At 56.0% G+C, this 25,720-nt stretch carries 26 protein-coding genes, 1 pseudogene and 1 other annotated feature; of the genes and pseudogenes, 11 read left to right on the top strand and 16 right to left on the bottom strand.

Annotation, left to right across the window (positions count from 1 at the left end; translation table 11 throughout):
• Positions 1 to 54 precede the first annotated feature (54 nt).
• Genes PGS25_RS01470 through PGS25_RS01480 form a run of 3 tightly spaced genes read right to left on the bottom strand, consistent with a single transcriptional unit; the run spans position 55 to position 1,723 of the window.
• A complete protein-coding gene (locus tag PGS25_RS01470; RefSeq protein ID WP_116705103.1) occupies positions 55 to 360 on the bottom strand; it encodes a hypothetical protein in 306 nt (101 codons plus the stop codon).
• Positions 357 to 1,025: a 3'-5' exonuclease gene (locus tag PGS25_RS01475; protein WP_270417432.1), complete on the bottom strand. Its 669-nt coding sequence runs from the start codon at positions 1,023 to 1,025 to the stop codon at positions 357 to 359. The genes PGS25_RS01470 and PGS25_RS01475 overlap by 4 nt, the downstream gene beginning before the upstream one ends.
• On the bottom strand, positions 1,022 to 1,723 hold the full coding sequence (locus PGS25_RS01480) for a DUF2461 domain-containing protein (protein WP_270417433.1): 702 nt from the start codon (positions 1,721 to 1,723) through the stop codon (positions 1,022 to 1,024). The genes PGS25_RS01475 and PGS25_RS01480 overlap by 4 nt, the downstream gene beginning before the upstream one ends.
• Before the next feature lie 512 nt (positions 1,724 to 2,235).
• Between PGS25_RS01480 and pyrE the strand changes: the two genes are divergently transcribed.
• The gene (gene pyrE, locus PGS25_RS01485) at positions 2,236 to 2,898 is read left to right on the top strand and encodes an orotate phosphoribosyltransferase (protein WP_117751125.1); all 663 of its coding nucleotides are present in this window, start codon (positions 2,236 to 2,238) and stop codon (positions 2,896 to 2,898) included.
• 110 nt (positions 2,899 to 3,008) lie between these two features.
• Here the strand turns inward: pyrE and PGS25_RS01490 are convergent, their stop codons facing one another.
• From PGS25_RS01490 to ilvB, 6 genes are all read right to left on the bottom strand, one after another.
• Positions 3,009 to 4,190: a pyridoxal phosphate-dependent aminotransferase gene (locus tag PGS25_RS01490; RefSeq protein WP_116705107.1), complete on the bottom strand. Its 1,182-nt coding sequence runs from the start codon at positions 4,188 to 4,190 to the stop codon at positions 3,009 to 3,011.
• On the bottom strand, positions 4,184 to 4,672 hold the full coding sequence (locus PGS25_RS01495; protein WP_118361494.1) for an Lrp/AsnC family transcriptional regulator: 489 nt from the start codon (positions 4,670 to 4,672) through the stop codon (positions 4,184 to 4,186). Before PGS25_RS01495 ends, PGS25_RS01490 begins: the two co-directional genes overlap by 7 nt.
• Positions 4,673 to 4,827: 155 nt before the next feature.
• On the bottom strand, positions 4,828 to 6,489 hold the full coding sequence (ilvD, locus tag PGS25_RS01500) for a dihydroxy-acid dehydratase (protein ID WP_270417434.1): 1,662 nt from the start codon (positions 6,487 to 6,489) through the stop codon (positions 4,828 to 4,830).
• Positions 6,490 to 6,867: 378 nt separating this feature from the next.
• Complete coding sequence (gene ilvC / locus PGS25_RS01505) at positions 6,868 to 7,863, bottom strand: ketol-acid reductoisomerase (protein WP_118361496.1); 996 nt, start codon at positions 7,861 to 7,863, stop codon at positions 6,868 to 6,870.
• A gap of 153 nt (positions 7,864 to 8,016) precedes the next feature.
• A complete protein-coding gene (gene ilvN, locus PGS25_RS01510; RefSeq protein WP_270417435.1) occupies positions 8,017 to 8,493 on the bottom strand; it encodes an acetolactate synthase small subunit in 477 nt (158 codons plus the stop codon).
• Between the two features lie 13 nt (positions 8,494 to 8,506).
• Complete coding sequence (gene ilvB, locus PGS25_RS01515) at positions 8,507 to 10,171, bottom strand: biosynthetic-type acetolactate synthase large subunit (RefSeq protein ID WP_270417436.1); 1,665 nt, start codon at positions 10,169 to 10,171, stop codon at positions 8,507 to 8,509.
• A 107-nt stretch (positions 10,172 to 10,278) separates the two neighbouring features.
• Positions 10,279 to 10,528: a binding site (T-box leader), on the bottom strand.
• A 185-nt stretch (positions 10,529 to 10,713) separates the two neighbouring features.
• Here ilvB and PGS25_RS01520 point away from each other — a divergent pair.
• Together PGS25_RS01520 and PGS25_RS01525 are read left to right on the top strand one after the other, a co-directional pair.
• Entirely contained in the window at positions 10,714 to 11,391 is a 678-nt protein-coding gene (locus PGS25_RS01520) for a DUF421 domain-containing protein (RefSeq protein WP_158575105.1), read from the top strand.
• Positions 11,388 to 11,726, top strand: coding sequence for a DUF4363 family protein (locus PGS25_RS01525; protein WP_270417437.1), 339 nt, complete (start codon positions 11,388 to 11,390; stop codon positions 11,724 to 11,726). Before PGS25_RS01520 ends, PGS25_RS01525 begins: the two co-directional genes overlap by 4 nt.
• Positions 11,727 to 11,921: 195 nt before the next feature.
• Here the strand turns inward: PGS25_RS01525 and PGS25_RS01530 are convergent, their stop codons facing one another.
• A complete protein-coding gene (locus PGS25_RS01530; protein WP_270417438.1) occupies positions 11,922 to 12,281 on the bottom strand; it encodes a VOC family protein in 360 nt (119 codons plus the stop codon).
• A gap of 783 nt (positions 12,282 to 13,064) precedes the next feature.
• On the opposite strand from PGS25_RS01530, the gene PGS25_RS01535 reads away from it, so the two are divergent.
• Both PGS25_RS01535 and PGS25_RS01540 read left to right on the top strand, forming a co-directional pair.
• On the top strand, positions 13,065 to 13,490 hold the full coding sequence (locus tag PGS25_RS01535; RefSeq protein ID WP_118361509.1) for a MarR family winged helix-turn-helix transcriptional regulator: 426 nt from the start codon (positions 13,065 to 13,067) through the stop codon (positions 13,488 to 13,490).
• A gap of 78 nt (positions 13,491 to 13,568) precedes the next feature.
• A complete protein-coding gene (locus tag PGS25_RS01540) occupies positions 13,569 to 14,906 on the top strand; it encodes an MATE family efflux transporter (protein WP_270417439.1) in 1,338 nt (445 codons plus the stop codon).
• A 306-nt stretch (positions 14,907 to 15,212) separates the two neighbouring features.
• Here the strand turns inward: PGS25_RS01540 and PGS25_RS01545 are convergent, their stop codons facing one another.
• Positions 15,213 to 16,052, bottom strand: a complete 840-nt coding sequence (locus tag PGS25_RS01545) for an undecaprenyl-diphosphate phosphatase (protein WP_119215131.1) — start codon at positions 16,050 to 16,052, stop codon at positions 15,213 to 15,215.
• A gap of 181 nt (positions 16,053 to 16,233) precedes the next feature.
• On the opposite strand from PGS25_RS01545, the gene tsaE reads away from it, so the two are divergent.
• The 5 genes from tsaE (at position 16,234) to PGS25_RS01570 (ending at position 19,477) form a co-directional block, all read left to right on the top strand.
• Complete coding sequence (gene tsaE / locus PGS25_RS01550; protein WP_270417440.1) at positions 16,234 to 16,659, top strand: tRNA (adenosine(37)-N6)-threonylcarbamoyltransferase complex ATPase subunit type 1 TsaE; 426 nt, start codon at positions 16,234 to 16,236, stop codon at positions 16,657 to 16,659.
• A complete protein-coding gene (tsaB, locus tag PGS25_RS01555) occupies positions 16,656 to 17,357 on the top strand; it encodes a tRNA (adenosine(37)-N6)-threonylcarbamoyltransferase complex dimerization subunit type 1 TsaB (RefSeq protein WP_270417441.1) in 702 nt (233 codons plus the stop codon). Before tsaE ends, tsaB begins: the two co-directional genes overlap by 4 nt.
• Positions 17,358 to 17,591: 234 nt before the next feature.
• The gene (upp, locus tag PGS25_RS01560) at positions 17,592 to 18,221 is read left to right on the top strand and encodes a uracil phosphoribosyltransferase (RefSeq protein ID WP_118361519.1); all 630 of its coding nucleotides are present in this window, start codon (positions 17,592 to 17,594) and stop codon (positions 18,219 to 18,221) included.
• A 75-nt stretch (positions 18,222 to 18,296) separates the two neighbouring features.
• Positions 18,297 to 18,662 carry a hypothetical protein gene (locus PGS25_RS01565; protein ID WP_270417442.1) on the top strand — a complete coding sequence of 122 codons (366 nt, stop codon included), beginning with the start codon at positions 18,297 to 18,299 and terminating at the stop codon, positions 18,660 to 18,662.
• A gap of 230 nt (positions 18,663 to 18,892) precedes the next feature.
• On the top strand, positions 18,893 to 19,477 hold the full coding sequence (locus PGS25_RS01570) for a GNAT family N-acetyltransferase (RefSeq protein WP_270417443.1): 585 nt from the start codon (positions 18,893 to 18,895) through the stop codon (positions 19,475 to 19,477).
• A 251-nt stretch (positions 19,478 to 19,728) separates the two neighbouring features.
• Here PGS25_RS01570 and nrdG read toward each other — a convergent pair whose 3' ends face one another.
• The 5 genes and pseudogenes from nrdG to PGS25_RS01595 form a co-directional block, all read right to left on the bottom strand.
• A complete protein-coding gene (gene nrdG / locus PGS25_RS01575) occupies positions 19,729 to 20,238 on the bottom strand; it encodes an anaerobic ribonucleoside-triphosphate reductase activating protein (RefSeq protein ID WP_117487896.1) in 510 nt (169 codons plus the stop codon).
• Positions 20,238 to 20,378, bottom strand: a pseudogene (gene nrdD / locus PGS25_RS01580) (anaerobic ribonucleoside-triphosphate reductase); the annotation flags it as partial. The pseudogene nrdD and the gene nrdG, both read right to left, overlap by 1 nt.
• A gap of 75 nt (positions 20,379 to 20,453) precedes the next feature.
• Positions 20,454 to 22,787: an anaerobic ribonucleoside triphosphate reductase gene (locus PGS25_RS01585; RefSeq protein ID WP_117488118.1), complete on the bottom strand. Its 2,334-nt coding sequence runs from the start codon at positions 22,785 to 22,787 to the stop codon at positions 20,454 to 20,456.
• 416 nt (positions 22,788 to 23,203) lie between these two features.
• Positions 23,204 to 24,172: a class II fructose-1,6-bisphosphate aldolase gene (gene fba, locus PGS25_RS01590; protein WP_270417444.1), complete on the bottom strand. Its 969-nt coding sequence runs from the start codon at positions 24,170 to 24,172 to the stop codon at positions 23,204 to 23,206.
• A gap of 55 nt (positions 24,173 to 24,227) precedes the next feature.
• Entirely contained in the window at positions 24,228 to 24,356 is a 129-nt protein-coding gene (locus PGS25_RS01595; protein WP_256372130.1) for a hypothetical protein, read from the bottom strand.
• A gap of 76 nt (positions 24,357 to 24,432) precedes the next feature.
• Between PGS25_RS01595 and PGS25_RS01600 the strand changes: the two genes are divergently transcribed.
• The gene (locus tag PGS25_RS01600) at positions 24,433 to 25,674 is read left to right on the top strand and encodes a 6-phosphofructokinase (protein ID WP_116705116.1); all 1,242 of its coding nucleotides are present in this window, start codon (positions 24,433 to 24,435) and stop codon (positions 25,672 to 25,674) included.
• Positions 25,675 to 25,720: the final 46 nt, after the last annotated feature.

The following is a 25,720-nucleotide window of genomic DNA, read 5'->3' on the forward strand; positions in this document are numbered from 1 at the left end:
CAATAAACTCCTTCCTGTCAGCTGTCAGCGGATGAAAACGAAGATTGAATACGCTTAGTCCTCATCCTCATCAAAGAACACGCGCCACAGCAGGTACAGCCACGTTGCGGCAAACGCTGCAAAGATGATCGCGCGGAACTTCTTGAAAAATTTAGAGAAGCAGGTGCCCAGCCACAAACCGAACGACAGCAGGCAGGTCTCGTAGATGAAGAACTCGATGAGCGAGAAGCCGCGGATCTTTTCGGTCGTGGTGTTCATAAAGCGTCCTGCCTGATCGCAAGCGTTTCCTGCGGTGTGCAGCATCTGCTCGGCACGGCTGCGCAGTGCATCGCGGTCAATACTATCCAGATAGTTTTTCATAGCTTGTTCTCTCCCTTTCGTTTTACCGTATTACGCGGACGCGCTGTCCGCCTGTGCTCCCTGGGTTTGGGGTCCCCGGCGATGCTGCACGGCGTTTTCCCCATCGGGGAAATACGGCCGAGCCGCATGCCGATTTTTTCTGCCAGTGCGTCGGCGTCCGCGCTGCTCGTCCTGCGCAGAGCCGCCTGCAGGATCAGTCCCGCAGCCCGCGCATCCGATCCAGCCTCGTGGTGGTTCAGGTCGATGTGCAGCGCGGCGGATACCGTATCCAGTTTATGATTTTCCAGCTCAGGCCATACCCGCTTGGACAGCTTTACCGTGCATAAGTACCGGCATTCGGGCATTTTCAGTCCGTAATGCGCCAGACAGCTGCAAAGCACATTCGTATCGAACATAGCGTTGTGGCACACGATGACGCTGCCCTCCGCGATGTCAGCGAGCGGCTCCCACACCTCGGCGAACGACGGTGCGTCCGCGACCATCTTCTCCTTGATGTGGTTGACGCGGACATTGCCCCAGTGGAACTTGCCCACGCATTCCGGCGGACGGATAAGCGAGATTTTCTCATCCACCAGCTGATTATCCTCAAACACGCTTGCGCCGAGTGCGCACGCGCTCAGCGGCGAGGCGTTTCCGGTCTCGAAATCCAGTGCAAGATATCTCATTGCAGCGCCTCCCGTCCGGCCGCGTCTGCGCGTTCCTTCGCCGCGAGCAGCAGTCTGTACAGCGGCGCAAGCTGCCGCATGGTCTTCAGCATGAACGGAACAAACGTGCCGTCCAGCACCGGAGCAAAGTCCTCACTGTTTGTGTAATCCACGCCGATCTCCTTGCGGTTCAGCCAGTCCTGATATTCCGGCTTTGCGTCCGGGAATTTCGGGCGCTTGTACATCTCGCCCGCAAGGTGCACCTGCGGACAGTTGTTCACCGCACGAAAGGCGTCAAGGAACAGCCTGTCTTCTGCGAGGATCATTTCGCGCAGCGCTTCCATTTCGCCTCTGCCCCACGCGCCCCAGCAGCCGAAGGCCCAGTATTCGGGATGCAGTTCAAAGTAGTATGCGGGAACGGATTCGCGTTCCCGTCGTGCTCTGCGGAAGAACAGCCACATGTTCGCCCGGTAGAGCGTTTTATCCTTGGTATATCGGGTATCGCGCCGCACGCGGGATACCATGCGGGACGGCACGGTGACGAACTGCGGGTCGATTTTGACCATCTCCGGCGTCATTTCCGCGATCAGTTCGTGAAAGGGCCGGATGGATAACCGCTTGATCTCGTCCTTGTGTGCATCGTAAAATTCTTTGCTGTTTTGCAGGCGATTCAGTTGCAGAAGATCCACGCCTTCTGCGGAAAAACCGTGAAATGCCATTTGTGTTGTTAGCCACCTTTTTGTTTTTGACGATTGTAAATCGTCCTTGAAGGTATAGAATACCTAAGGCAATACCACATAATTGAACAAAAGCGATTTACGAGTAATTTTTGCGGACTGGCGAGGCGTGGTTTTGCGGTAATACTTTGTGTATTACCGTGAAATCACAACGAAGTCAGGGCACAAAATTTCCGTAAAGCGCCGCGGCAGCGCGACCGGAGCCTGCGCAAGGAGCCGCGGCAGCGCGACCGGAGCCTGCGCAAGGAGCCGCGGCAGCGCGACCGGAGCCTGCGCAAGGAGCCGCAGCTTTAATTGTGTTGTTGCCTTATTATATTTTAGCGCGTTTTTTCATTTTCTGCAACAGGAGTTTGACAGTTTTCCGTTCATAACACGTTAATCTCCCTGTGTATTTGTGCAATTTGTTGACCGTCGCTTGACAGAAAGGGTTGTTCCCTGCCGAAAATTCTGGTATACTGAAGATAAGTATATTGATAGAAAAAGGTGGAACGATCATGCTTACTGCTGCCAAAAAGGAATTTATCGAATTTATGATGAGTGCCGACGTACTGCGCTTCGGCGATTTTACAACCAAATCCGGCCGAAAGACCCCGTATTTCGTCAACACCGGCAACTACAAGACCGGTCTGCAGAACTCCCGTCTGGGTGAGTTTTACGCAGCTCTGGTCAAGGAGACCGTCGGTGATCAGTTCGACGCAATGTTCGGTCCGGCGTACAAGGGCATCCCGCTTGCTACCTCGGTTTCCGGTGCGCTGGCCCGCAATTACGGCATCGACAAGCCGTTCTTCTTCAACCGCAAGGAGGCAAAGGACCATGGCGAAGGCGGCAATATCGTCGGCTACAAGCCGCAGGACGGTGACCGCGTTATCATCATCGAGGACGTAATCACCGCAGGCACCGCTATCCGTGAGACCATGCCGGTGCTCAAGGGCTGCGCAGATGTGAAGGTTACCGATATGTTCATTTCGGTAAACCGCTGTGAGGTCGGCCAGAACCCGGGCAAGACCGCCGTTATGGAGGTCGGCGAGGAGTTCGGCATCAAGGTGCACGCGCTCGTTACCGTGCAGGATATCCGCGAGTATCTTGCGGATAAGGAGGAGTACGCACATCTCCTGCCGCTGATGGATGCTTATATGAAGCAGTATTGCGTATTTTAACTATCGCGGCACAATCGCATAAGAAAAAAAGAACGCTCGATGGAGCGTTCTTTTTGTTTGCCTTTTTTCCACTAAGCACCGCCCATTTCGGGCGGTGCTTTCATTTTATCTCACTTTTCCGCCTGCAAAGTCTGCAAAAACTTACGCATCCTGCGGCAAGCCTCGCGCAGATGGTTCATCGAGTACGAATACGAAATACGCACATGACCCTCACCGCTCTCACCAAAGGCGCTGCCCGGAATGACCGCGACCTCCTGCTCGTGCAGCAGTCTCTCGCAGAATTCGTCACTCGACAGGCCGGTAGACTCGATCGACGGGAACATATAGAACGCGCCCTGCGGCTCAAAGCACTCGAGGCCCATGCTCCGCAGCTCGCCGAGCAGGTAGCGGCGGCGCAGGTCATACTGCTCGCGCATGCGCTCGATATCGTCCTCGCCGGTGCGGATAGCCTCAATGCCCGCGAACTGCGCGGTCGTCGGCGCGGACATAATGCCGAACTGATGAATCTTGCAGATGTGGCGCATCAGCTCCTTCGGGCCCATTGCCCAGCCGAGACGCCAACCGGTCATCGCATAGGACTTGGAGAAACCGTCCACAACAATGGTGCGCTCCTTCATGCCGTCCAGCTCCGCAAAGCAGACGTGGCGATCCGGGCCGTAGGTCAGGCTGTTGTAAATCTCATCCGACAGCACGATGATATTCGTGTCCTTGATAACCGTCGCAATCGCCTGCAGCTCATCGCGCGTCATGATCGCGCCGGTCGGGTTGTTCGGGTACGGCAGGATGAGCAGCTTGGTGCGCGGCGTAATAGCAGCGCGCAGACTGTCCGCCGTCAGCTTGAACTGGTCCTCCGCGCGGGTCGGCAGCGGCACCGGAACACCGCCTGCCATCTGCGTCAGCGGCTTGTAGCATACAAAACTCGGCTCCGGAATGAGCACCTCGTCACCCACGTTGACAATCGCACGGATGGTGTTGTCGATCGCCTCGGAGCCGCCGACCGTCACAAGGATCTCCTTGTCCGCATCGTAGCACAGGCGGTACTTGCGGCGCACGAGCGCTGCAATCTGATTGCGCAGCTCGGCAAGACCCCAGTTGGAGGTGTAGAAGGTCTGTCCTTTTTCCAGAGACTGAATGCCAGCGCGGCGAATCTGCCACGGCGTTTCAAAATCCGGCTCGCCCACACCGAGCGAGATCGCGTGCGGCATTTTAGCCGCCAGTTCAAAAAAGCGGCGAATGCCGGAAGGCTGTACCTCTTTTACACGCGCAGAGAGAATCTGCTCGTAGTTCACCATGCCATGACCTCTCTCTTATCGCTGTCTGCCGGATCGAATTCCACACTGTTGTCCTTGTATTTTTTGAGAATGAAATGCGTACCGGTGGACAGCACGTTCTCCATCGGCGCCAGCTGCTCGGAGACAAAGCGGGCAACCTCGCGCATGGTGCGTCCCTTGATGATAACGGTCAGATCGAAGCCGCCGCTCATCAGATACACGCTCTCCACTTGATGGTGCGAATAGATCTGACGGGCGATCTCATCAAAGCCCATACCCTTCTGCGGGGTGATCTTGACCTCGATGAGTGCGGTTACGCTCTCCTTGGATGTTTTATCCCAATCGACCACGGTCTTGTAGCCGAGGATCGTCGAATTCTTCTCATACGCGTTGATCGCAGCAGCCACGTCCTCCTCGGTCTCACCGAGCATCGCGGCCAGCTGTGCCGGAGTCAGACGCGCGTCCTGCGCCAGCAGATCAAGCAGCTTTTCAGGGTTTTTCATAATAAATGACCTCCCTTTTTCGTTTTTCAAGAATTACTTTATTATAGCACTGCGGTGCAGTTCTGTCTACGCTTGGAGCAGAAATTTTGCGATTGCGGAATGGAGAATTAAAAGAAGTCCGAAAAATTTTCGGACTTCTTTTCATTACGCAAAAATCAACGAACCACAGCGCCCTGATCTGCAGAGGTGACCAAACGCGAATAGCGGTACAGCCAGCCGGACTTGACATTCGGCTCACGCGGAACGTACTTGGCACGGCGTGCCTCCAGCTCCTCGTCGGAAACATTGACATTTACCTTGCTGTTCGGAATATCAATGGAGATGATATCGCCTTCCTGCACCAGACCGATCTCGCCGCCGGAAGCAGCCTCCGGCGAAACGTGACCGATGGATGCGCCGCGGGACGCACCGGAGAAACGGCCGTCCGTGATGAGCGCAACCGTGGTATCCAGCTTCATGCCGGCCAGCGCAGAGGTCGGGTTGAGCATCTCGCGCATGCCCGGACCGCCCTTCGGGCCTTCGTAGCGGATGACAACAACGTCACCCGGCACGATCTTGCCGTTGTAGATGGCGGAAATTGCGTCCTCCTCGCAGTCGAACACGCGTGCCGGACCTTCGTGCACCATCATTTCCGGCGCAACTGCCGAACGCTTGACAACGCAGCCGTTCTTTGCGATGTTGCCCCACAGAACAGCGATGCCGCCGGTCTGCGAATACGGATTCTCGAGCGGACGAACTACCTCCGGATTCTTGTTGACAACGCCCTCGAGGTTCTCGCCGACCGTCTTGCCGGTGCAGGTGATGAGCGACAGGTCGAGGAAATCGCGCTTGGTCAGCTCCTTCATGATGGCCGGAACGCCGCCTGCCATGTAAAGCTGCTCAATGTGATGCGGGCCTGCCGGAGCCAGATGGCAGATGTTCGGCACCTTGCCGGACAGTTCGTTCAGGGTTTCAAGCTGCAGCGGAACGCCTGCTTCATTTGCGATTGCCAGCAGGTGCAGAACCGAGTTGGTCGAGCAGCCGATCGCCATCTCGCAGGTAAGCGCGTTGCGGAATGCTGCCGGCGTGAGGATGTCGCGCGGCTTGATGTCCTTCTCAATCAGCTCCATGATCTTCATGCCGGCGTGCTTTGCCAGATGAATACGGGCAGCCGAAACCGCCGGAGTCGTGCCGTTGCCCGGCAGCGCCATGCCGATGGCTTCAGACAGGCAGTTCATCGAGTTTGCGGTGTACATGCCTGCGCACGAGCCGCAGCCCGGGCAGGAATTGCACTCGGCCTCGTAGAACGTTGCCTCGTCCATCATGCCGGCCTTGTAAGCGCCGACCGCCTCGAAGGTCTTGGAAAGAGATACCTCTTCACCGCCGAAATGGCCTGCCAGCATCGGGCCGCCGGAAACCAGAATGGACGGAATATTCAAACGGGCAGCCGCCATCAGCATACCGGGAACGATCTTGTCGCAGTTCGGGATGAGCACCAGACCATCCAGCTGATGCGCCTGCGCCAGCGTCTCTACGCTGTCCGCGATCAGCTCACGGCTTGCCAGCGAATATTTCATGCCGATGTGGCCCATCGCGATGCCGTCGCATACGCCGATGGCCGGAACGAGCACCGGCGTACCGCCAGCCATGCGAACGCCCGCCTTAACCGCATCCGCGATCTTATCGAGGTTGATGTGGCCCGGAATGATCTCGGAATACGCCGAAACCACGCCGATGATCGGCTGCCTGATCTCCTCATCGGTCATACCGCAGGCACGCAGCAGCGAACGGTTCGGCATGCGCTCGGGTCCTGCGGTGATGTTATCACTTCTTCTCACAGGGAATTCCTCCTTTGAAAGCAGTCCAGCAGACTGCCTGATAGAAAAAACAGGCGGACGGGAAAATCCGTCCGCCCGTTCGGGGTAGCAAGTTCACACTTCTGCACCAGTTTTCCCTTCTGGGAACCGCAGCGGACGCTGCGGCATAAAATCGGTGCACGAAGTGTGCCGTAAAAAGTCAGGACATGCGCCTGACTTTTGGCTGTAGCCCTCTAACCTTATTCCGCCGCCGTGCGGCGATAAGATGAGAGCACACCCCGACCCAGCGCTCTTGGAGCGCGTCGTTCGGGTATCAACCCATGGTTTCTACGGAACCATGGGTTGTATATAGGGGGCTTATGAAGCCCCCTATAAAAGTAAGCACAAGCGTAGCTTTACTTACTTCTTCAGCCAGCTCATCATGCCGCGCAGCTTCTTGCCGGTCTCCTCAAGCTCGGTGTCTGCTTCCAGAGCACGGGTAGCGAGGAACTTGGCACGGCCGCCTGCACGGTTCTCCTGAATCCACTCGGATGCGAAGGTACCGTCCTGGATCTCGCGCAGGATCTTCTTCATCTCCTTGCGGGTCTCCTCGGTGATGATGCGCTTGCCGGTGCGGTAATCGCCGTACTCAGCGGTGTCGGAGATGGAGTAACGCATCTTAGCAAAGCCGCCCTCGTTGATCAGGTCAACGATCAGCTTCATCTCGTGAACGCACTCGAAGTAAGCGTTCTCCGGAGCGTAGCCAGCCTCAACCAGGGTCTCAAAGCCAGCCTTCATCAGCTCGCAAACGCCGCCGCAGAGGACAGCCTGCTCACCGAACAGGTCGGTCTCGGTCTCGGTCTTGAAGGTGGACTCGAGGATGCCGGCACGGCCGCCGCCGATACCGCAAGCGTATGCCAGAGCGATGTCCATAGCCTTGCCGGAAGCGTCCTGATATACGCAAGCCAGATCCGGAACACCCTGACCCTCCTCGTATGCACGACGAACGATGTGACCCGGGCCCTTCGGAGCAACCATGATAACGTCAACATCAGCCGGCGGAACGATCTGCTTGAAGTGGATGTTGAAGCCGTGCGCGAAAGCCAGTACGTTGCCCGGCTTCAGGTTCGGAGCGATAACGTCCTTGTAGATGTCAGCCTGCTTCTCATCCGGGGTCAGCATCATGATGATGTCGCCTGCTGCTGCTGCCTCAGCCGGAGTCATAACCTCCAGACCGTAGTCCTTCGCCTTCTTCTCGTGCTTGGAGCCCGGGCGCAGACCAACTACAACATGTACACCGGAATCCTTCAGGTTCATTGCGTGAGCATGACCCTGGGAACCAAAGCCGATGATTGCAACGGTCTTGCCGTCGAGCAGAGACAGGTTGCAGTCTGCGTCATAAAACATCTTTACCATTTTTATTTCCTCCTAAAAATTTATAAAGAGTCAATTATATGAATCAGCAGTCAGTAATCAGTGATTGCAAGGGGCTTCCTCCCCGGTTATGAAACATTTCTCCGGCGCGGCAGCGCTTTTCATTCCCAATTTCTAACTCCTAATTAACCAAGATTATTTTTCGATTGCCGTAACGCCCGAACGGCTCATCTCGAGGATCTTAAAGTTCGAGATGACGTCGAGGAAGGCATCGATGCGGCTCGGCACTTCGGACAGCTCGATGATCATTTCGCTCTCCTGCGTATCGACCACGCGCGCGCCGTACAGCTCGCACAGCTGGCGAATATCGCTGCGGACACTTACGTCCGGCGTATGCAGCTTGACGAACACCAGCTCACTGCAGCAGGAGCTGTCCTCCTCGAGGTGGACAACGTGCATGACTTCCTCGAGCTTCGCGAGCTGTTTCATGATCTGCTCAAGCACCATACGGTCGCCCTGCACGATGATAGACATGCAGGAAACCTTCGGATCAGTCGTGGCCGAAACAGTCAGCGAGTCGATGTTGTAGCCGCGGCGGCCAAACAGGCTGGATACGCGTGCCAGAACACCGGCGTTGTTCTGTACGGTGACAGAAAGGATATACTTTTCCATGATTTCTCCTTCCTTATTCCGTTACAAGATCGTCAACCGTGCCGCCTGCCGGAATCATCGGCAGGACGCGCTCGTCCTTGTCGATCTGTGCATCGATCAGCACAGGACCGGTTCGCTTCACCGCTTCCCGCAGCGCGTCGCGCAGCTCGGCGATATTGGTAACACGGACGCCGCGTGCGCCGAAGGCATCGGCCAGTTTGACGTAATCTGTCTTGCGGTGCGGGTCGGTCTGCGAGTAACGGCTGCCATAGAACATTGTCTGCCACTGACGCACGTTGCCGAGCACGCGGTTATTCATAATGATCGTGATCACCGGCAGGTTATAGGAAACCGCGGTGCAGAGCTCGTTAAGGTTCATGTGGAACGAGCCGTCGCCCGTGATGTGGACAACCGTTCTGTCCGGGAAGGCCACCTGCGCGCCGATTGCCGCGCCGTAGCCGAAGCCCATCGTACCCAGGCCGCCGGACGTCAGGAACTGACGAACGTGCTTGCGGCCGTTGTACTGTGCACTCCAAAGCTGGTGCTGACCAACGTCGGTTGCGATGATGGTGTCCTCCGGGGTCTCCTCCGCAACCGTGCGGAGCAGCTGGTGCGGATGGATAACGCTCTCGTCGTCCTTCGGCACATAGTCGAGCTTTGTCTGCCACTCGGCAATCTGCGCGCGCCATGCGTCGTGCTTTGCCTCCTTGATATACGGCATAACCTTTTCGAGGAAGGTCTCCGCATCGGAAACAATGGCATAGTCAACGCCAATGTTCTTATTGATCTCCGCGTTGTCAATGTCAACATGGATAACCTTCGCCGACGGTGCAAAACGCTTGGTGTTGGTCGCAACGCGGTCGGAGAAGCGGGCACCGATGCAGACCAGCAGGTCGCAGCGCTCAACCGCCCATGCGGCGGAAACCGTGCCGTGCATACCGATCATGCCGAGACTGAGCGGCTCGGTATCCGGGATGCAGCCGATGGCCATCATGGTGTGCGCCGACGGAATATCCGCCTTGCGCTGCAGCTGCAGCAGCATGTCGCCTGCGTCAGCGGTTTCAACACCGCCGCCGTAGTAGATCACCGGACGCTCGGAGGCGGCGATCATATCCGCTACGGTCTGCAGCTCCTCGTCCGAAATCTCGTAGGTCTCGTTGATCTCGACCTTGCCCTTCGGGATAAACTCGCACTGTGCCGAGGTGATATCCTTCGGGATGTCGATCAGCACCGGACCCGGACGTCCGGAAGCGGCAATGCGGAACGCATCGCGCACGGTGTCAGCGAGTTCGTCAACATCACGGACAACGAAATTGTGCTTGGTGATTGGCATGGTGATACCGGCAATGTAAACCTCCTGAAAGGAGTCGCGGCCGATGAGGCTGGTGCCGACGTTGCCGGTGATGGCAACCATCGGGATGGAATCCATATACGCGGTAGCAATACCGGTTACGAGGTTGGTCGCACCCGGTCCGCTCGTTGCCAGGCAGACGCCTACCTTGCCGGTCACACGGGCGTAGCCGTCCGCTGCGTGTGCCGCGCCCTGTTCGTGCGCGGTCAGGATATGTCGAATGCGGTCGCTGTTTTTGTAAAGTGCGTCATAGATGTTCAAAACCGCACCGCCGGGATAACCGAAAATGGTATCAACTCCCTGCTCTACAAGTGCGTCGATCAGAATCTCTGCGCCGTTCTTTACCATTGCGAATCCGCCTCCTTTCTCTCATTTCAACATAACATACATACTTATGCAGCAGCCGGATAACGATTGCCGCAAGATACCGTATAAACAAAAAAGCCCTTGTCTCACAAAGAGACAAAGACCAAAAACTCTGCGGTACCACTCTTTTTGCCACACTGCCCTATTCGGCGGCATGACCACTCACCCGATCATTTAACGCAGATCATGCGGGATAGCTTACACTGAACCCTGTTTCATTTCATTTCAGCAATCCGGCTCCCGGAGGACTTTCGCACTTTCCGTTTCCCACTGTCTTACACCAGCCGACAGCTCTCTATCATGGGTCCGGGACGCTACTTTTCCGTTCGCAGCCTGTATCTTTTTGAATGTTGTTTATATTATAAAGGCGTTTCCTCAGAATGTCAACGTCTTTCCGACTGCAAATATGCGAAAACTGTCGTGCATATTTCTTTGTTTTTTCGCCATACTACACAATGCCAAACATATACAGTTTTTACTCCGGTAAACTGTGCGATTTTCATAAGCGAAGGAGGTGCGGGCGTATGGCAGTGCCGCTGCTGCGCACGCTGATTTTATACTGCGCGGTCATCTGCGCCGTGCGGCTGATGGGTAAACGGCAGATCGGCGAGCTGGACCCGTCCGAGCTGGTCGTTACCATTCTGGTATCCGATCTGGCGGCTGTGCCCATGCAGGATTTAGGGATTCCGCTGCTCTCCGGTCTGGTGCCGATCGCCACGCTCGTGGTGCTCGAGATTTTTCTCAGCTTCGCCGCACTCAAAAGCCGCAGATTCCGGCGGCTGCTGAACGGTCAGCCGGCCATCATCATCCGCAAGGGACAGCTCGATATTGACAAGCTGCGGCAAATGCGGCTGACGACCGACGAGGTGATAGAGACACTCCGCAAGCAGAATGTTGCAGCCGTGTCCGATGTGAAATACGGCGTCATCGAGCCGGACGGCACGCTGACGGTTATTCTCAAGCAGCCGCAGCAGCCGGTCACGGCGGAAATGCTCGGCATTACGCCCAAGGATACCGGTCTGCCGCTCGTTGTCGTGTCGGACGGCAAGATGGTTCCGCGCTCGCTCGAGCTGCTGCACCTCTCCCCTGCGGATATCGAGCGGCGGCTGAAAAACCAGAGTATCGCGGTCGAGGATGTGTTCCTGATGACGCTCGACGACTGCGGCAACACGTTCCTGCAGAAAAAGGAGGGCCGTGTATGAAGCGATTGCTGACGGCTGCCGTGCTGTGTACCGTGCTCATCCTCGGCAGTGTGTGGAGCGTAAGAGCCGTGGATAACACGGCACAGGCGGTCGCCCTCGACGTAGAGAACGACCGTCTGAATGAAGCGCGGGAGACATGGGACGCAGCACAGACCCTGCTCGGCGCTCTGCTGCTGCACAGCGAGATTGATCAGGCTGACCGGCTGTTTGACCGTGTGCTTGCCGCGCAGCACAACGGCTTGACGGACGAATTTTCGCTTGATCGCGCAGAGCTGCTCGCTCAGCTGAGGCATTTGCCGGAGGTGCAGCGTCCGACGCTTAAAAATCTGTTTTAAGGCAACACCGCACAATTAAAGCTGCGGCGCTTTGCGGAAATTTTGTGTCCTGACTTTGGCTTCGGTTCCTTGCGCGAGTTCCGTCCGCGCTGCCGAAGTTTCACGGTAATACATCAAGTATTACCGCAAAACTGCGCCTCGTCAGTACGCAAAATTTGCTCGCAAATCGCTCTTGTTCAATTATGCGGTATTCCCTTAACGGTATTCACGCACCTGCACGGACAGGCCGTCCGGATCGTAAACGTAGAAATAGCGCGCGTCCGGCTCCGGCTGACGGATATCGGACGGATTCATGCCGTGCAGGACGGCACGCTCATGCGCGCTGGCGATATCCTCCGTACCGAAGCAGAGGAACATGCCGGACGCCTTGACGGTCTTGCCCTCCGGCATGCCGATCAGCTCCAGCTGGGTTTCGCCGGAGGCGTTCTGCAGGTAGGCAATGCTGCCGCCGTTCGCGGAGAACTGCGTGTGGATCTTGAGCTCGGTGAGCGTCTGGTAAAAATGCAGCGACTTCTCGAAATCGCGCACACGGAGCGCTAAATGGTGGATGTGCATAGCAGGCACCTCGTTTCGTTGTTTTGTTTTATTGTACAAAGCAGAGTCAGCCTGTGTCAATAGGGAAATTCCGGAGATTACCGCTACACATACGGGCTACTCTGCGCAGGCGCGACACAAGGTGAATTGCCCGTAGGGCAAGAGAAGGTCCCCTGGGGGATAACAGTGTCGCGCGATTTTTTCCCGTTATACCGGAAGGCGCCTGCGAATTTAGGCGTTTGGTGCAATTTATCCTCGTAGGTGCTGTCTATAATAACGCGCTCACGAATTGCGCAACACGGGTATGTTGCGCCTGCTTAGATGAAATCGCATGTGTAGCAGTAATGTATCTGACCCTGCGAACAGTTTGCGAAAGACACGGAAGAAAAAATCCTCTGCCGTTCCCTTTTTCGAAGCGGTCACATGTCGGCAATCTGCGCCAAACCCTCTAAGGGAAAGGGGAGATTCACAAGAGGGTAGAAACCTTGGTGTCTACCCTCTTGTGCGCCCGCGCGGCGTCAGCGCACTCCCCGCTGAGGTTCAGCGGAAAACTCTCCGCCCGTTAGGAGCGAACACGCTCACGCAGTTCGCGCGCCCCGGTCAGCCGATGCAGGAAAAAGAGCCGCCCCGTCGGAGCGAACCCGCCTGCGGCAGTTCGTGTTCCCCAGTCATCCGGTGCAGGAAAAAGGAGCCGTCCGGACGGCTCCCATCTCCCCGGGCAAGCAGTAAAATTCCCTCTTGACATTCCGCAATCACCGACTACAATATTACTTAGGAAACGAAGTAATTAAACGAGGTGATTTCATGGATACCGGGCGGCTTATCAACAAGCTATCTAACTGCCTGCGCCGCCGGTCGGCGGAAACGCAAAAGCGCATTCATATCAGCGGCACCAAAGGTCAGATTCTCAACTATATTTTGATAGAAAGTCAAAAACACCCGCTCGTACAGCGCGACGTCGAGCAGGAATTCGGCCTGAGGCCTTCCACCGCAACCGAAATGCTGCAGGCCCTGCAGGCTGCCGATCTCATCCGCCGCGAACCCGATCCCGCGGACGCACGGCGCAAATGCATTGTCTGCACTGAAAAAGCCGAAGCCTTCCGTCCTGCCTGCCTGCAGGAGATTACGGAAACCGAAGCCATGCTGCTCCGCGGCATCTCGCCCGAGGAGCGGGACACATTTATGCGGATCGGGCTGAAAATGCTTTCAAATTTTGAAAAAAACGATTAGCCATTACCGCAGGGCGGGCTGCCCTGCCGCTTCGATGAAAACAATCGTTAAATTTCCAAAGGAAGGAACGTGTACAACTTGGACAACGATACTCTCCTCGGCAAAGCGCCGATACCTCGTGCAGTAGCCGCAATGGCGATTCCGAGCGTCATCAGCAGCCTTGTCACCGTGGTGTACAACATGGCGGACACCTTTTTCGTCGGACAGACCGGCGATGCCCTGCAGGTAGCCGCCGTCAGCCTGACCAACCCGATCTTCATCCTGCTGATGGCGTTCGCCAACATGTTCGGCATGGGCGGCAGTGCGATGATCTCGGTCGCGCTCGGCGAGAACAATCACCAAAGCGTGAAGAAAATCTCCTCGTTCATTTCATGGGCGAGCTTGGTCGTCGGCGCAGCATTTGCCGCCGTGCTGCTGTGCTTCACCGCATCCATCCTGCATCTGTTCGGCGCGGACGCAAGCACATTTGAGTTTGCCCGCGGCTACACGGTTTACATCGCGTTCGGCGCACCGTTCGTCATCTGGTCGGCCGCCGCCAGCTTCGTTGTGCGCGCGGAAGGCGCAAGCAAGGAGGCCATGATTGGCAGCATGATCGGCACGATTGCGAACATCGTACTCGACCCGGTTTTCGTCTCCGGTCTGGGACAGGGCGCAGCAGGCGCAGCCATTGCAACCACCATCGGCAATATGCTTGCAGCGCTGTACTACCTGTGGTATTTTCTCAAAAAGTCGCGGCGGTTTTCGCTTGCGCCGAAGGACGCGCTCTGCGGCGCGCACATTGCCGTGCGCGTGTGCTCAGCCGGTTTCCCGACCGCCATTTTCTCCGCGCTGATGTGTGTTTCAACCATTGTGCTCAACCTGATTCTGGTCGCCTACGGCAACGCGCCCGTTGCGGCGATCGGCATCGTGTTCAAAGCGAATATGTTCATCACCTTCCTGCAAATGGGCCTTGCAAACGGTGTACAGCCGATTTTCGGTTACAGCTACGGTGCGGGTGATATCAAGCGTTTTGCCGATACCGAGCGTTTTACCAAGTTGTGCTGCTTTGTTGTCGGATTGGCGGCAACCGCGCTCTATTTCTTCCTGCGCGAGCCGATCATCGGCCTGTTCGTGGACGACAGCGGCGTTATTACATACGGCGTGCAGATGCTGATCGCCTACATGCTGTCCGGCCCGTTCATCGGCTTTCTGTTCGTCAATATGAATTGTATGCAGTCGGTCGGACGCGCCCTTCCTGCTACCGTGCTGTCCGTGCTCCGACAGGGTCTGCTGCTCATTCCCCTGCTGTATCTGCTGAATGCGGTTTTCGGTCTGAATGGCGCAGTTCTCGGACAGTCCATCACGGATTATGTCACTATTGCGCTGTCGTGCGTGGTTTGGAGAAGGATTCGGCACGGATTGGAACAGCGTACCTAATAGAAAACCATACAACAAAAGAGGTCTGCAATGCAGACCTCTTTTCAGTTTGTCAAAAAAATATTATTTTAATTTTTACGCTTCGTGCGGCAGCACGCATAAAATAGAATTTGCGAAGCAAATTCATAAAAAGTCGGGGCGTGTACCTGACTTTTTATACAAGGGAAGAAAAAATGTGCCCGTCAGGGCGCGGTTTTTCTTCAGTATTCGCTCGAAAGCGTGGTTTCGAGCGAGAGGCTGCTCGGAAAACGATAGTTTTTCGACAGCCTCAAAAAGAGGTCTGCCCCGCAGACCTCTTTTCCCTATTCACTTCGCCAGCATAAAGTGTGCCAACACGGCGATACCGAGGATAATCCGATACCAGCCGAACACCTTGAAATCGTGCTTCTTGACAAAGCTCATCAGGAAACGGATGATGAGCAGCGAGGACACGAACGCGGTGATTGTACCGATACCGAGGATCATCAGCTCGGTGGATGTAAACGCAAAGCCGAACTTGAGAATCTTGAGCAGGCTTGCGCCGAACATGACCGGAATGGCCAGAAAGAACGTAAACTCCGCAGCCACGGTACGCGACACGCCGAGCAACAGTGCGCCGACGATGGTCGCGCCGGAGCGCGAGGTGCCCGGGAACACAGCCGCGATCAGCTGAAACATACCGATCATAAACACGGTCGGGTAAGTAAGCTCCGTGAGTGCATTGATGCGCGCCGGCTTTCCCTTGTGCGCGTTCTCCACCAGAATGAATGCTGCGCCGAACACGATCAGCGCGATGGAAACCGTCTGGTAATTGTAGAACAGTTCTTCAAACAGGTCGTTCCACTTGAGACCGACGATCGCCGCCGGAACACAAGCTACCAGAATTTTGATCCACAGCTTGACGGTATCCATATTCAGCACGATGGATGCGCCGCCATGACGACCCTTTCGCCGTTCAAACGGGAAAATCTGTCCCCAGAACAGGACAACGACCGCGAGTATCGCACCGAGCTGAATAACCACCTCGAACATGCTGTAAAACGCTTCCGACACATCCAGCTTTACAAACTCATTGAGCAGAATCATGTGTCCGGTACTGCTGATCGGCAGCCACTCGGTGATACCCTCTACAATGCCAAACAGAAATGCTTTGAGCAATTCTATCACAGGGTTTTCCTCCTTATTTTCTTATGTTATTTTTATACCTTACCACAACTTATGCCATCCCGCAAGCAAACAAGCGGAAATGTCATAAAAAAGTTATACTTTGCAGCAGGCTGACTTGCCATTCCGAGTGTACCGTGGTATATTATAAATGTATAGTTATGATTGACAGAAAGGTGTTTTCATGGAATATATCACCCACTCACCCGAGGAGACCGAAGCACTCGGCGCAGAATACGCCAAAAGCCTCAAGGCAGGCGACGTTGTTGCGTTCTCCGGCGACCTCGGTACCGGCAAGACCGCATTCACGCGCGGCGTGCTGCACGGACTCGGCTACAGGGGCCGCGTCACCAGCCCGACCTTTGCCATTGCAAACGAATACGAAACGCCGACGGTCAAGGTCGCGCACTTCGACCTGTACCGCATTCTCGACAGTGAAGCACTGTTCGAGATCGGCTTTGACGAATATCTCGACGGCAGCCGCATTGTGCTCATCGAATGGAGCGAAAACGCCGCGGACGTTCTGCCGGAAACCTACAAAACCGTCCACATTGCCTACGGCGATGCGGACAACGACCGCCGCATTACGATTGGAGAAGTGACTGTATGAAAATTCTTGCACTGGAATCCTCGGCGGTCAGCGCATCTGTCGCGCTCACCGAGGACGAAAAACTGGTGGCGCAGTCCTTCCAGAACTGCGGCCTGACACACTCGCGCACGCTGCTGCCGATGGCGGAAAACCTGCTGGCAAACTGCGGCGTATCGCTCGCTGACGTGGACGCGATCGCTGTCGCGCACGGCCCCGGCTCGTTTACCGGTGTGCGTATCGGTGTAGCCACGGTCAAGGGTCTGGCACTCGGCGCGGACAAGCCGTGCATCGGCGTCTCCACGCTCGAGGCGATGGCTTGGGGCGCCCGCGCACTCGGCAGCGACCTGTGCTGCGTGATGGATGCGCGTGCGGGTCAGGTCTACAACGCGCTTTTCACCGTGGAGGACGGCAAGGTACGCCGTCTGTGCGATGACCGTGCGATCAAGCTGACCGAGCTTGCCGAAGAAATCGGAGAAGCGCCGTATTTTCTGGTTGGAGATGGCGCGGATCTGTGTTATAATACTATCAAAGAGAACTGCACCGGTCTGCGGCTCGCACCCGTCGAGCTGCGGTTTGCGACCGGATTTGGTGTTGCCGCCGCCGCACTCCCCCTGTTCCGCGAGGGCAAAGCCTGCTCCCCCCAGGAGTTGGACGCCTTCTATCTGCGTCGTCCGCAGGCAGAGCGTGAGCGCATGGCACGTCTGGCACAGACCAAATAGCAGACATCACCGCACAATGAAAGCTGCGGCTTCTTGCGCAGGCTCCGGTCGCGCTGCCGCGGCGCTTTGCGGAAATTCTGTGCCCTGACTTCGTTCCGATTTCACTGTAATACACAAAGTATTACCGCAAAACCGCGCCTTGTCAGTGCGCAAAACCCACTCGCAAATCGCTCTTGTTCAATTATGCGATATTGCCTGAAGCAAAAAAGTTTTAGGATAAAGGAGATTTTTATTATGGCAACCGTACATGAAATGGACCACCCGCTTATCAAGCACAAGCTGGCGCTGATGCGCGACAAGACCACCGGCGTTAAGGAGTTCCGCGAGGCTGCTGCTGAGATTGCAATGCTGATGTGCTACGAGGCTACCCGCGATCTGCCGCTCAAGGAGATCACCATCGAGACTCCGGTCTCTGATGCGCGCGTACAGGTTATTTCCGGCAAGAAGATTGCGCTCGTGCCGATCCTGCGTGCAGGTCTGGGCATGGTTGAGGGCATTCTGGAGATGATTCCGGCAGCTAAGGTCGGCCACATCGGTCTGTACCGCAACCCGGAAACCCTGCAGCCGATCGAGTATTACTGCAAGCTGCCGAATGACATCGAGGATCGCGACGTACTGCTGCTCGACCCGATGCTGGCTACCGGCGGTTCCGCTATCGCTGCGATCGACGGCCTCAAGCGCCGCGGCGTAAAGCACATTAAGCTGATGAACCTCATCGCTGCTCCGGAAGGCGTTGCCGCTGTTCAGAAGGCACATCCGGACGTTGAGATCTTCGTTGCCGGTATCGACGAGAAGCTGAACGACCACGGCTATATCGTTCCGGGTCTTGGTGACGCCGGCGACCGTATCTTCGGCACCAAGTAAGCAATATACCGCTGAATTTTCGGTATCTGCAGTACAATTTCACACCGACCGTTCCTGCAGAGGAGGGTGAACCGTATGACATTTGATGGTATCCGGCGTTTATCCCCGTATTGGAGCCTTGCCCTTTGCTACGGCGTCGTGACGGCGGTCGGGCTGATCCCCGGTCTGCTGTATGGCAATGAATTTGCCTACTGGCTGCTCGGCTTCTGGCTGATCCTGCCGGTTTCGGCGCTGCTGTGTACGTTCCGGGCGGCATACCGCGCCCTGCCGCGATACGGTCTGATGCCCGTGTTCGTCGGCCTGTGGGCGATTGTTCTGCCGTTTGCCACGTTCCGCTCGACCGAGATGCAAAGCCTGTTTTACGGGCTTGTTCCCTCGCTGGTCGGCTTAACGTTGGGCGTACTGGTGCGCAAATTTGTATTCTGGTATCAAAACAGATAGAGACACTTTTAAGGACACTTTTGCGGTGCGGCTTATAGCAATCCGAATAGATAATGCGACAAAAGTAGCGCATACAGCGCGTGAATAGCAAGGAGATTTTACGCAGCTATGCTGACGCATAGCAAGTGAAAGCGACGCTGCTATGCGCGTGCTGTATGCGCGCACTTGTTGCAGTATTTGTTTGGATTGCTATAAAAGCCGCACCGTTTTGTTGGGAGAAAATTGAACCTATGCAATTTTACGAACTAAACTCCAGCCGCATGGACTACCGCGAGCTGAGCGCGGACGACCTCGACCTGCTGACGCCGCTCCTGCGCAGTGAGGAAACCATGCAGACGCTCGGCGGCGCACTCTCCTACGAGCAGACACTGGACTGGCTGGTGGATACGCTGCGCCGCTATCAGACCGAAGGCTGCGGCTGGCTGCTCGCACTTGATAAGCCGACCAGCGTTCCCGCGGCTCTGTGCGGCCTGACTTACGAGCAGGTCGGCGCGGAACGCGTGCTGACCGCGAACTGCATCGTCCGACATGAGCTGCGCGGCATCGGCGTCGGCCGCGAGTGCATCGCCGCGTGCCTGCTGTACGCGTTCGAATCCATGCATGCCGACGAGGTCAGCGCCTTCGTGCAGAAGGATGATCTCGCAGGACTGCATACTGCCGTTGCCTGCCGTATGCAGCCGACCGAAAAGGTCAGCCATACCGCCTTCGGCAAGACCGCACCGTGTGTACGGTGCGTTGTCCGGAATCCGCACCTCGCGGAGAAGGCAGAATCAGAAAATGAACTGTCGAAAGATGAAAAGAGCACCGAAACGTGAGTTTCGGTGCTCTTTTGTTATCATTTTGTACGATACGCATTGTTTAGAAAAAGAAATGGGAGCACACTGTGCTCCCCTGCGGTAGAAAGAACCCTCTGCCGTTCCCCTTTTCGAAGCGGTCGCCTGTCTCCGGTCTGCGCCAGATTAGGAATAAAGGAAACGAGATTCACAAGGTTTAAAACCTTGGTGTCCATCCTTGTGCGCCCGCGCGGCGTCAGCGCAGATTCCGCTCGCTTCGCAAGCGACCAGCCTCACCGATACTGCTCCGCCCAGACAGCCTCATTCGCCTCCAGAGACTTCGGCACATCCAACACCCGCTGGTTCGCGCTGCCGCGAAACCGCAGCTCGATGTTCTTCTCCGCCATGATAAACGGCCCGTCTACCAGTAAATCCAGTTGCCCGAGCAGCTTTTTCACAAACGGATCGCTCAGCTCCAACAGCTGCTCAAACGTGTAGCCCGAGTACGCCATCAGGTGCTTGCCCTTGCGCTTCAGCTCCACCGCAAGATAATACAGCGGCTCCGCCTTACAAAACGGCTCGCCACCCGAGAACGTCACACCCTTGATGAACGGATTGCGGCACATATCCTTCAGCAGCGTGTCCAGCTCAATATCCTGCCCGCCCTCAAAGTCGTGCGTCTGCGGATTGTGGCAGCCCGGACAGCCATGCGGACAGCCCTGTACAAACAGCGTATAGCGGAAGCCGGGGCCGTCCACAATGGACTCCCCGACTGTACCTGCAATGCGAATTTTACCTTCCATCAGGCGGTGTGCTCCTGACGCATGGAGCAGCAGCTCGGAACACTGTGCTTTACGCGGTCGTGCTCCTCCGCGCGCTTGCCGTTGTTGAAGCGGTCGAGCGTACCTACCAGATAACCCGTAATGCGGCGGATACGTTCAAATCCTACACCTTCACCAATCATCGGCTCCTGTGCAGCAATATTCTTAGTTTCCATGATAGAATTCTCCCTTCCCTGTCACTTTTTGACGATTTTCAATGTATTCGGCTGACGGTCGGCTTCTTCGGCAGGGTCGCCGTGATAGCCGATCGTGGTGCTGTTGTAATTTTTATACAATCCCAGCTTCTGCAGCTTGGACAGCGGAACGCCTTCGCCCTCTCGGCGGCCGCAGCGCGGACATACTTCACCGATAATGCCGGTATAGCCACAGACCGGATCGCGGTCGATCGGGTGGTTGATCGCACCGTAGCCGATACCGGCTTCCTTCATCGCCCGAACGACAGCCTCAAACGCTTCGAGGTTCTGCGTCGGGTCGCCGTCCAGCTCAATGTAGCTGATGTGGCCGCCGTTGGTCAGCTCGTGATACGGCGCCTCGCGGGCGATCTTCTCAAATGCCGAAATCGGATAGTAAACCGGCACATGGAAGGAGTTGGTGTAGTAATCACGGTCGGTAACGCCCGGAATCTTGCCGTATTTCTCACGGTCGATCTTGACAAATCGGCCGGACAGACCCTCTGCCGGGGTAGCGATCAGCGAGAAGTTGAGGTGGTATTTCTCGGTTGCCTCGTCCATGCGCTGACGCATGTGACCAACGATTTCAAGACCAAGGTTCTGCGCCTCGTCGCTCTCGCCGTGGTGTACGCCGATGAGCGCCTTGAGGCACTCTGCCAGACCGATAAAGCCGAGCGTCAGCGTTCCGTGCTTAAGCACCTCGCCAACCTCGTCATCCGGACCCAGCTTTTCGGAATCCATCCATACGCCCTCACCCATCAGGAACGGGTAGTTGCGCACGCGCTTGCCGCACTGGATGCGGAAACGGTCGAGCAGCTGGTCGATTACGAGGTCGATCTTGCGGTCGAGGTCCTCGAAGAACCAGTCCAGATCGCCGTGGCTGCGGATTGCGATGCGAGGCAGGTTGACCGACGTGAACGACAGGTTGCCGCGGCCGTAGGTAATCTCACGGGTCGGATCGCACACATTGGACATAACACGCGTGCGGCAGCCCATGTAGCCGACCTCGGTCTCCGGATGACCCGGCTTGTAATACTGCAGGTTAAACGGCGCATCGAGGAACGAGAAGTTCGGGAACATACGCTTCGCGGAAACGCGGCACGCCAGCTTGAACAGGTCGTAGTTCGGGTCGCCCTCGTTGTAGTTGACGCCCTCCTTGACCTTGAAAATGTGGATCGGGAAAATCGGAGTCTCACCGTTGCCCAGACCAGCCTCGGTCGCGAGCAGCAGCTGCTCCATGACCAGACGGCCCTCCGGAGAGGTATCCGTGCCGTAGTTGAGCGACGAGAACGGAATCTGTGCACCTGCACGCGAGTGCATGGTGTTCAGATTGTGAACCAGCGCTTCCATCGCCTGATAGGTGCCCTTGCGGGTCTCCTTATCCGCGTACTTGCGGGCAAACTTCATGCACTTTGCAACCGTCTTTTCATCAAGCGTCTCGGAAAGTGCCTTAGCCATCGCCTCGTCGTAGCCGTTGCCGCCTGCCAGACAAGCCCACTTGCCGGTCTCCTGCTCAACACGCTCGGTCAGCGCACGCGCATCGACCTCGTTGTTGTCGTCCTCACCGAACACCTCGAGGGCCTTGGCGAGATTGTCGCGGAACAGCTTGCGGAAGGTCTTGCGCACACCCGGCGCCATCGAGTAATCGAAGTTCGGCACGCTCTGACCGCCATGCTGGTCATTCTGATTAGACTGGATAGCAATGCACGCCAGCGCGGAGTACGAACGGATGTCGTTCGGCTCACGCAGGAAGCCGTGGCCGGTGGAAAAACCGTCGCGGAACAGCTTCAGCAGGTCAATCTGACAGCAGGTGGTGGTCAGCGTCAGAAAATCCAGATCGTGGATGTGGATATCACCCTCGCGGTGTGCCTTGGCGTGCGCCGGATCGAGGATGAACATCTCGTAGAACTGCTTGGCACCTTCGGAGCCGTACTTGAGCATGGTGCCCATCGCGGTATCACCATCGATATTGGCGTTCTCACGCTTGACGTCGTTCTCGAGCGAGGACTTGAACGTCAGATCCTCGTACACCTTCATCAGACGGGTGTTCATCTCACGCACGCGGGTGCGCTCGTTGCGGTACAGGATGTACTTCTTGGCCGTGCGGGCATGTCCGCTTTCAATCAGAACCTTCTCAACAGTGTCCTGCACCTGTTCAACGGTGGGAGTTTCGGTTCCAGCAGTCTCCTCCAGCGTTTTTTCGACCTGCTCTGCCAGCTCCTGCGCCATATCGTGATCCTGGCCGCCGGAGGCCTGTGCTGCGCCGAAAATTGCATTTGTGATCTTGTCGATCTCAAAGGGAGCCATGCGCCCGTCCCGCTTGACGATCTGCTGAATCATAAAGAAAAATCCCTCTCTCATACAAAAACCGCCTAACGGCGATTTCTTGATTATTTACTAAATTATGTAGTGGTGCATTCAATATCGCACAACATCTTGTGTCTGCTTATCTCTTGCTTATATATTCTACCGCCGAAACACCGCCCTGTCAAGGCGCTAAATTCTTTTTGGCACATTTGCAAGAAAAGCACTATTTTTATTGGAGCATTCTCTAAACTTTTCCTCTTGACTCGAAAAATTTATCAGAAAAGCGCGACAAATTCCACAAAGTTTCTCCTTTATTTTCTCCGTGGTAATTTCTCCCGCAAAAAAGCAGCTACACTATATATGGTATCCGTTCTATTCCCCATCGCAAGACGAAAAAAGAACCCCGGAACAGGATTCCGAGGTTCTTTGGTTTCGATCAGAAAATGATCTTATGCCTTGCCGTTGCAGCCCAGAACATTGATCAGCTTGTGGGTAACCATGTCCTTGACAGCCTGACGAGCCGGCTTCAGGTACTGGCGCGGGTCGAAGTGATCCGGATGCTCAGCGAAGTGCTCGCGGATAGAAGCGGTGATAGCCAGACGAATATCGGAGTCGATATTGATCTTGCAGACGGACAGCTGTGCAGCGTGACGCAGCTCTTCCTCCGGAATGCCGATTGCATCCGGCATCTTGCCGCCGAACTTGTTGATCTTGTCAACAAACTCACGCGGTACGGAAGAGGAACCGTGCAGTACGATCGGGAAGCCCGGCAGACGCTTGGAAACTTCCTCGAGTACGTCGAAACGCAGCGGAGGCGGAACCAGAATGCCCTGCTCGTTGCGGGTGCACTGATCCGGGGTGAACTTGTAAGCGCCGTGAGAGGTGCCGATTGCGATAGCCAGAGAGTCACAGCCGGTGCGGGTTACGAACTCCTCAACCTCTTCCGGATGGGTGTAGGAGGAATCCTCAGCGGAAACCTTTACGTCGTCCTCTACGCCAGCCAGGGTGCCGAGCTCAGCCTCGACAACAACGCCGTGAGCGTGAGCATACTCTACAACCTTCTTGGTCTCCTCAACGTTCTCGTCGAACGGACGGGAGGAGCAGTCGATCATAACGGAGGTGAAGCCGCCGTCGATGCAGGACTTGCAGGTCTCGAAGTCCGGGCCGTGGTCCAGATGCAGAGCGATCGGAATGTCCGGGCACTCCTTAACAGCAGCCTCTACCATCTTAACGAGGTAGGTGTGGTTTGCGTAAGCGCGTGCGCCCTTGGATACCTGCAGGACTACCGGAGCGTGCTGCTCCTGGCAAGCCTCGGTGATACCCTGAACGATCTCCATGTTGTTCACGTTGAAAGCGCCAACAGCGTAGCCGCCGTCGTAAGCCTTCTTGAACATCTCAGTAGTAGTAACTAAAGGCATGGGAATACTTCCTTTCTGATAAAAACTGAATCTTAAAAATTCTGCTTTTATTCTATCAGTTAAGCATGCTAAAATCAAGTCCATATCCAAAAAATCCTGTCATTTTTTCGCCGAATTCCTGCGGCAACTTTGCCAAAATTGCCAAACCTGCCGAAAACGCAGGATTTTCATTGATTTTTTTCATATTATATGATACTCTTTATGAGTAAGAAAATGCATGGCACAGCTCTGCGTTTTAATTTGCTTAGGAGGTTTTATCAATGAGTGAACTGAAAGGCGCTTGCGTCATCGGTCAGTCGGGCGGCCCGACTTCCGTAATCAACTCTTCTGTTCTGGGTGCGCTGGAGGCAGCACTGGACAATCCGTCCATCACCCGCGTATTCGGCATGGCACACGGCATCAAGGGCCTGCTGAACGACGACCTGTATGATATCGACAAGGAAGACCGCGACGAGCTGGCTCTTCTGCGCTACACCCCGTCCTCTGCACTGGGCTCCTGCCGCTACAAGCTGGCTGATCCGGATGTTGACGACACCGATTACAAGCGCATCCTTGAGATCTTCAAGAAGTACGACATCCGTTACTTCTTCTACAACGGCGGCAACGACTCCATGGATACCTGCAACAAGGTTTCCAAGTATATGATGAAGTCCGGCTACGAGTGCCGCGTAATGGGCATTCCGAAGACCATCGACAATGACCTGTTCGGCACCGACCACTGCCCGGGCTTTGCTTCCGCTGCCAAGTATATCGCTACTTCCTGCATGGAGATCTATCAGGACGCTCGCGTATACGACACCGGCATGGTCTGCGTCGTAGAGATCATGGGCCGTCACGCTGGCTGGCTGGCAGGTGCTGCCGGTCTGGCTACCGCTATGGGCGCAGGTCCGGATCTGGTTTACCTGCCGGAGACCGACTTCGACATGAAGAAGTTCCTGGCTGACGTAAAGCGCATCTACGACGAGAAGGGCAACTGCCTGGTAGCTGTTTCCGAGGGTATCCACTACGCTGATGGCTCCTTCGTATCCGAGGCTAAGACCTCTGCTACCGACGGCTTCGGCCATGCACAGCTCGGTGGTCTGGCTTCCATGTTGGCTGACACCGTTAAGAACGAGCTGGGCTGCAAGGTTCGCGGCATCGAGCTGAGCCTGCTGCAGCGCTGCGCTGCTCACTGCGCTTCCAAGACCGACGTTGACGAGTCCTATATGTCCGGCAAGGCTGCTGTTGAGAACGCAGTTGCAGGCAAGACCGACTACATGCCGGGCTTCAAGTGCACCCGTGACGAGAACGGCTACAAGTGCGAGATCGAGCTGCTCCCGCTGTCCGAGGTTGCTAACACCGAGAAGAAGGTTCCGCGTGAGTGGATCAACGAGGAAGGCAACGGCGTAACGCAGGAGTTCGTTGACTACGCTCTGCCGCTCATCAACGGCGAGAACGTTGGCCCGAAGGTATCCGGTCTGCCGCGCTTCGCTAACCTGAAGAAGATCAAGGCTGAGGCTTGATTTTCCGCGCAAACTGAATATTCTGCGCCTTGCGGCGTGTGAACGC

Source organism: Butyricicoccus sp. AM78-15b2TA (genome assembly GCF_027665985.1).
Classification (GTDB): Bacteria; Bacillota; Clostridia; order Oscillospirales; family Butyricicoccaceae; genus Agathobaculum; species Agathobaculum butyriciproducens.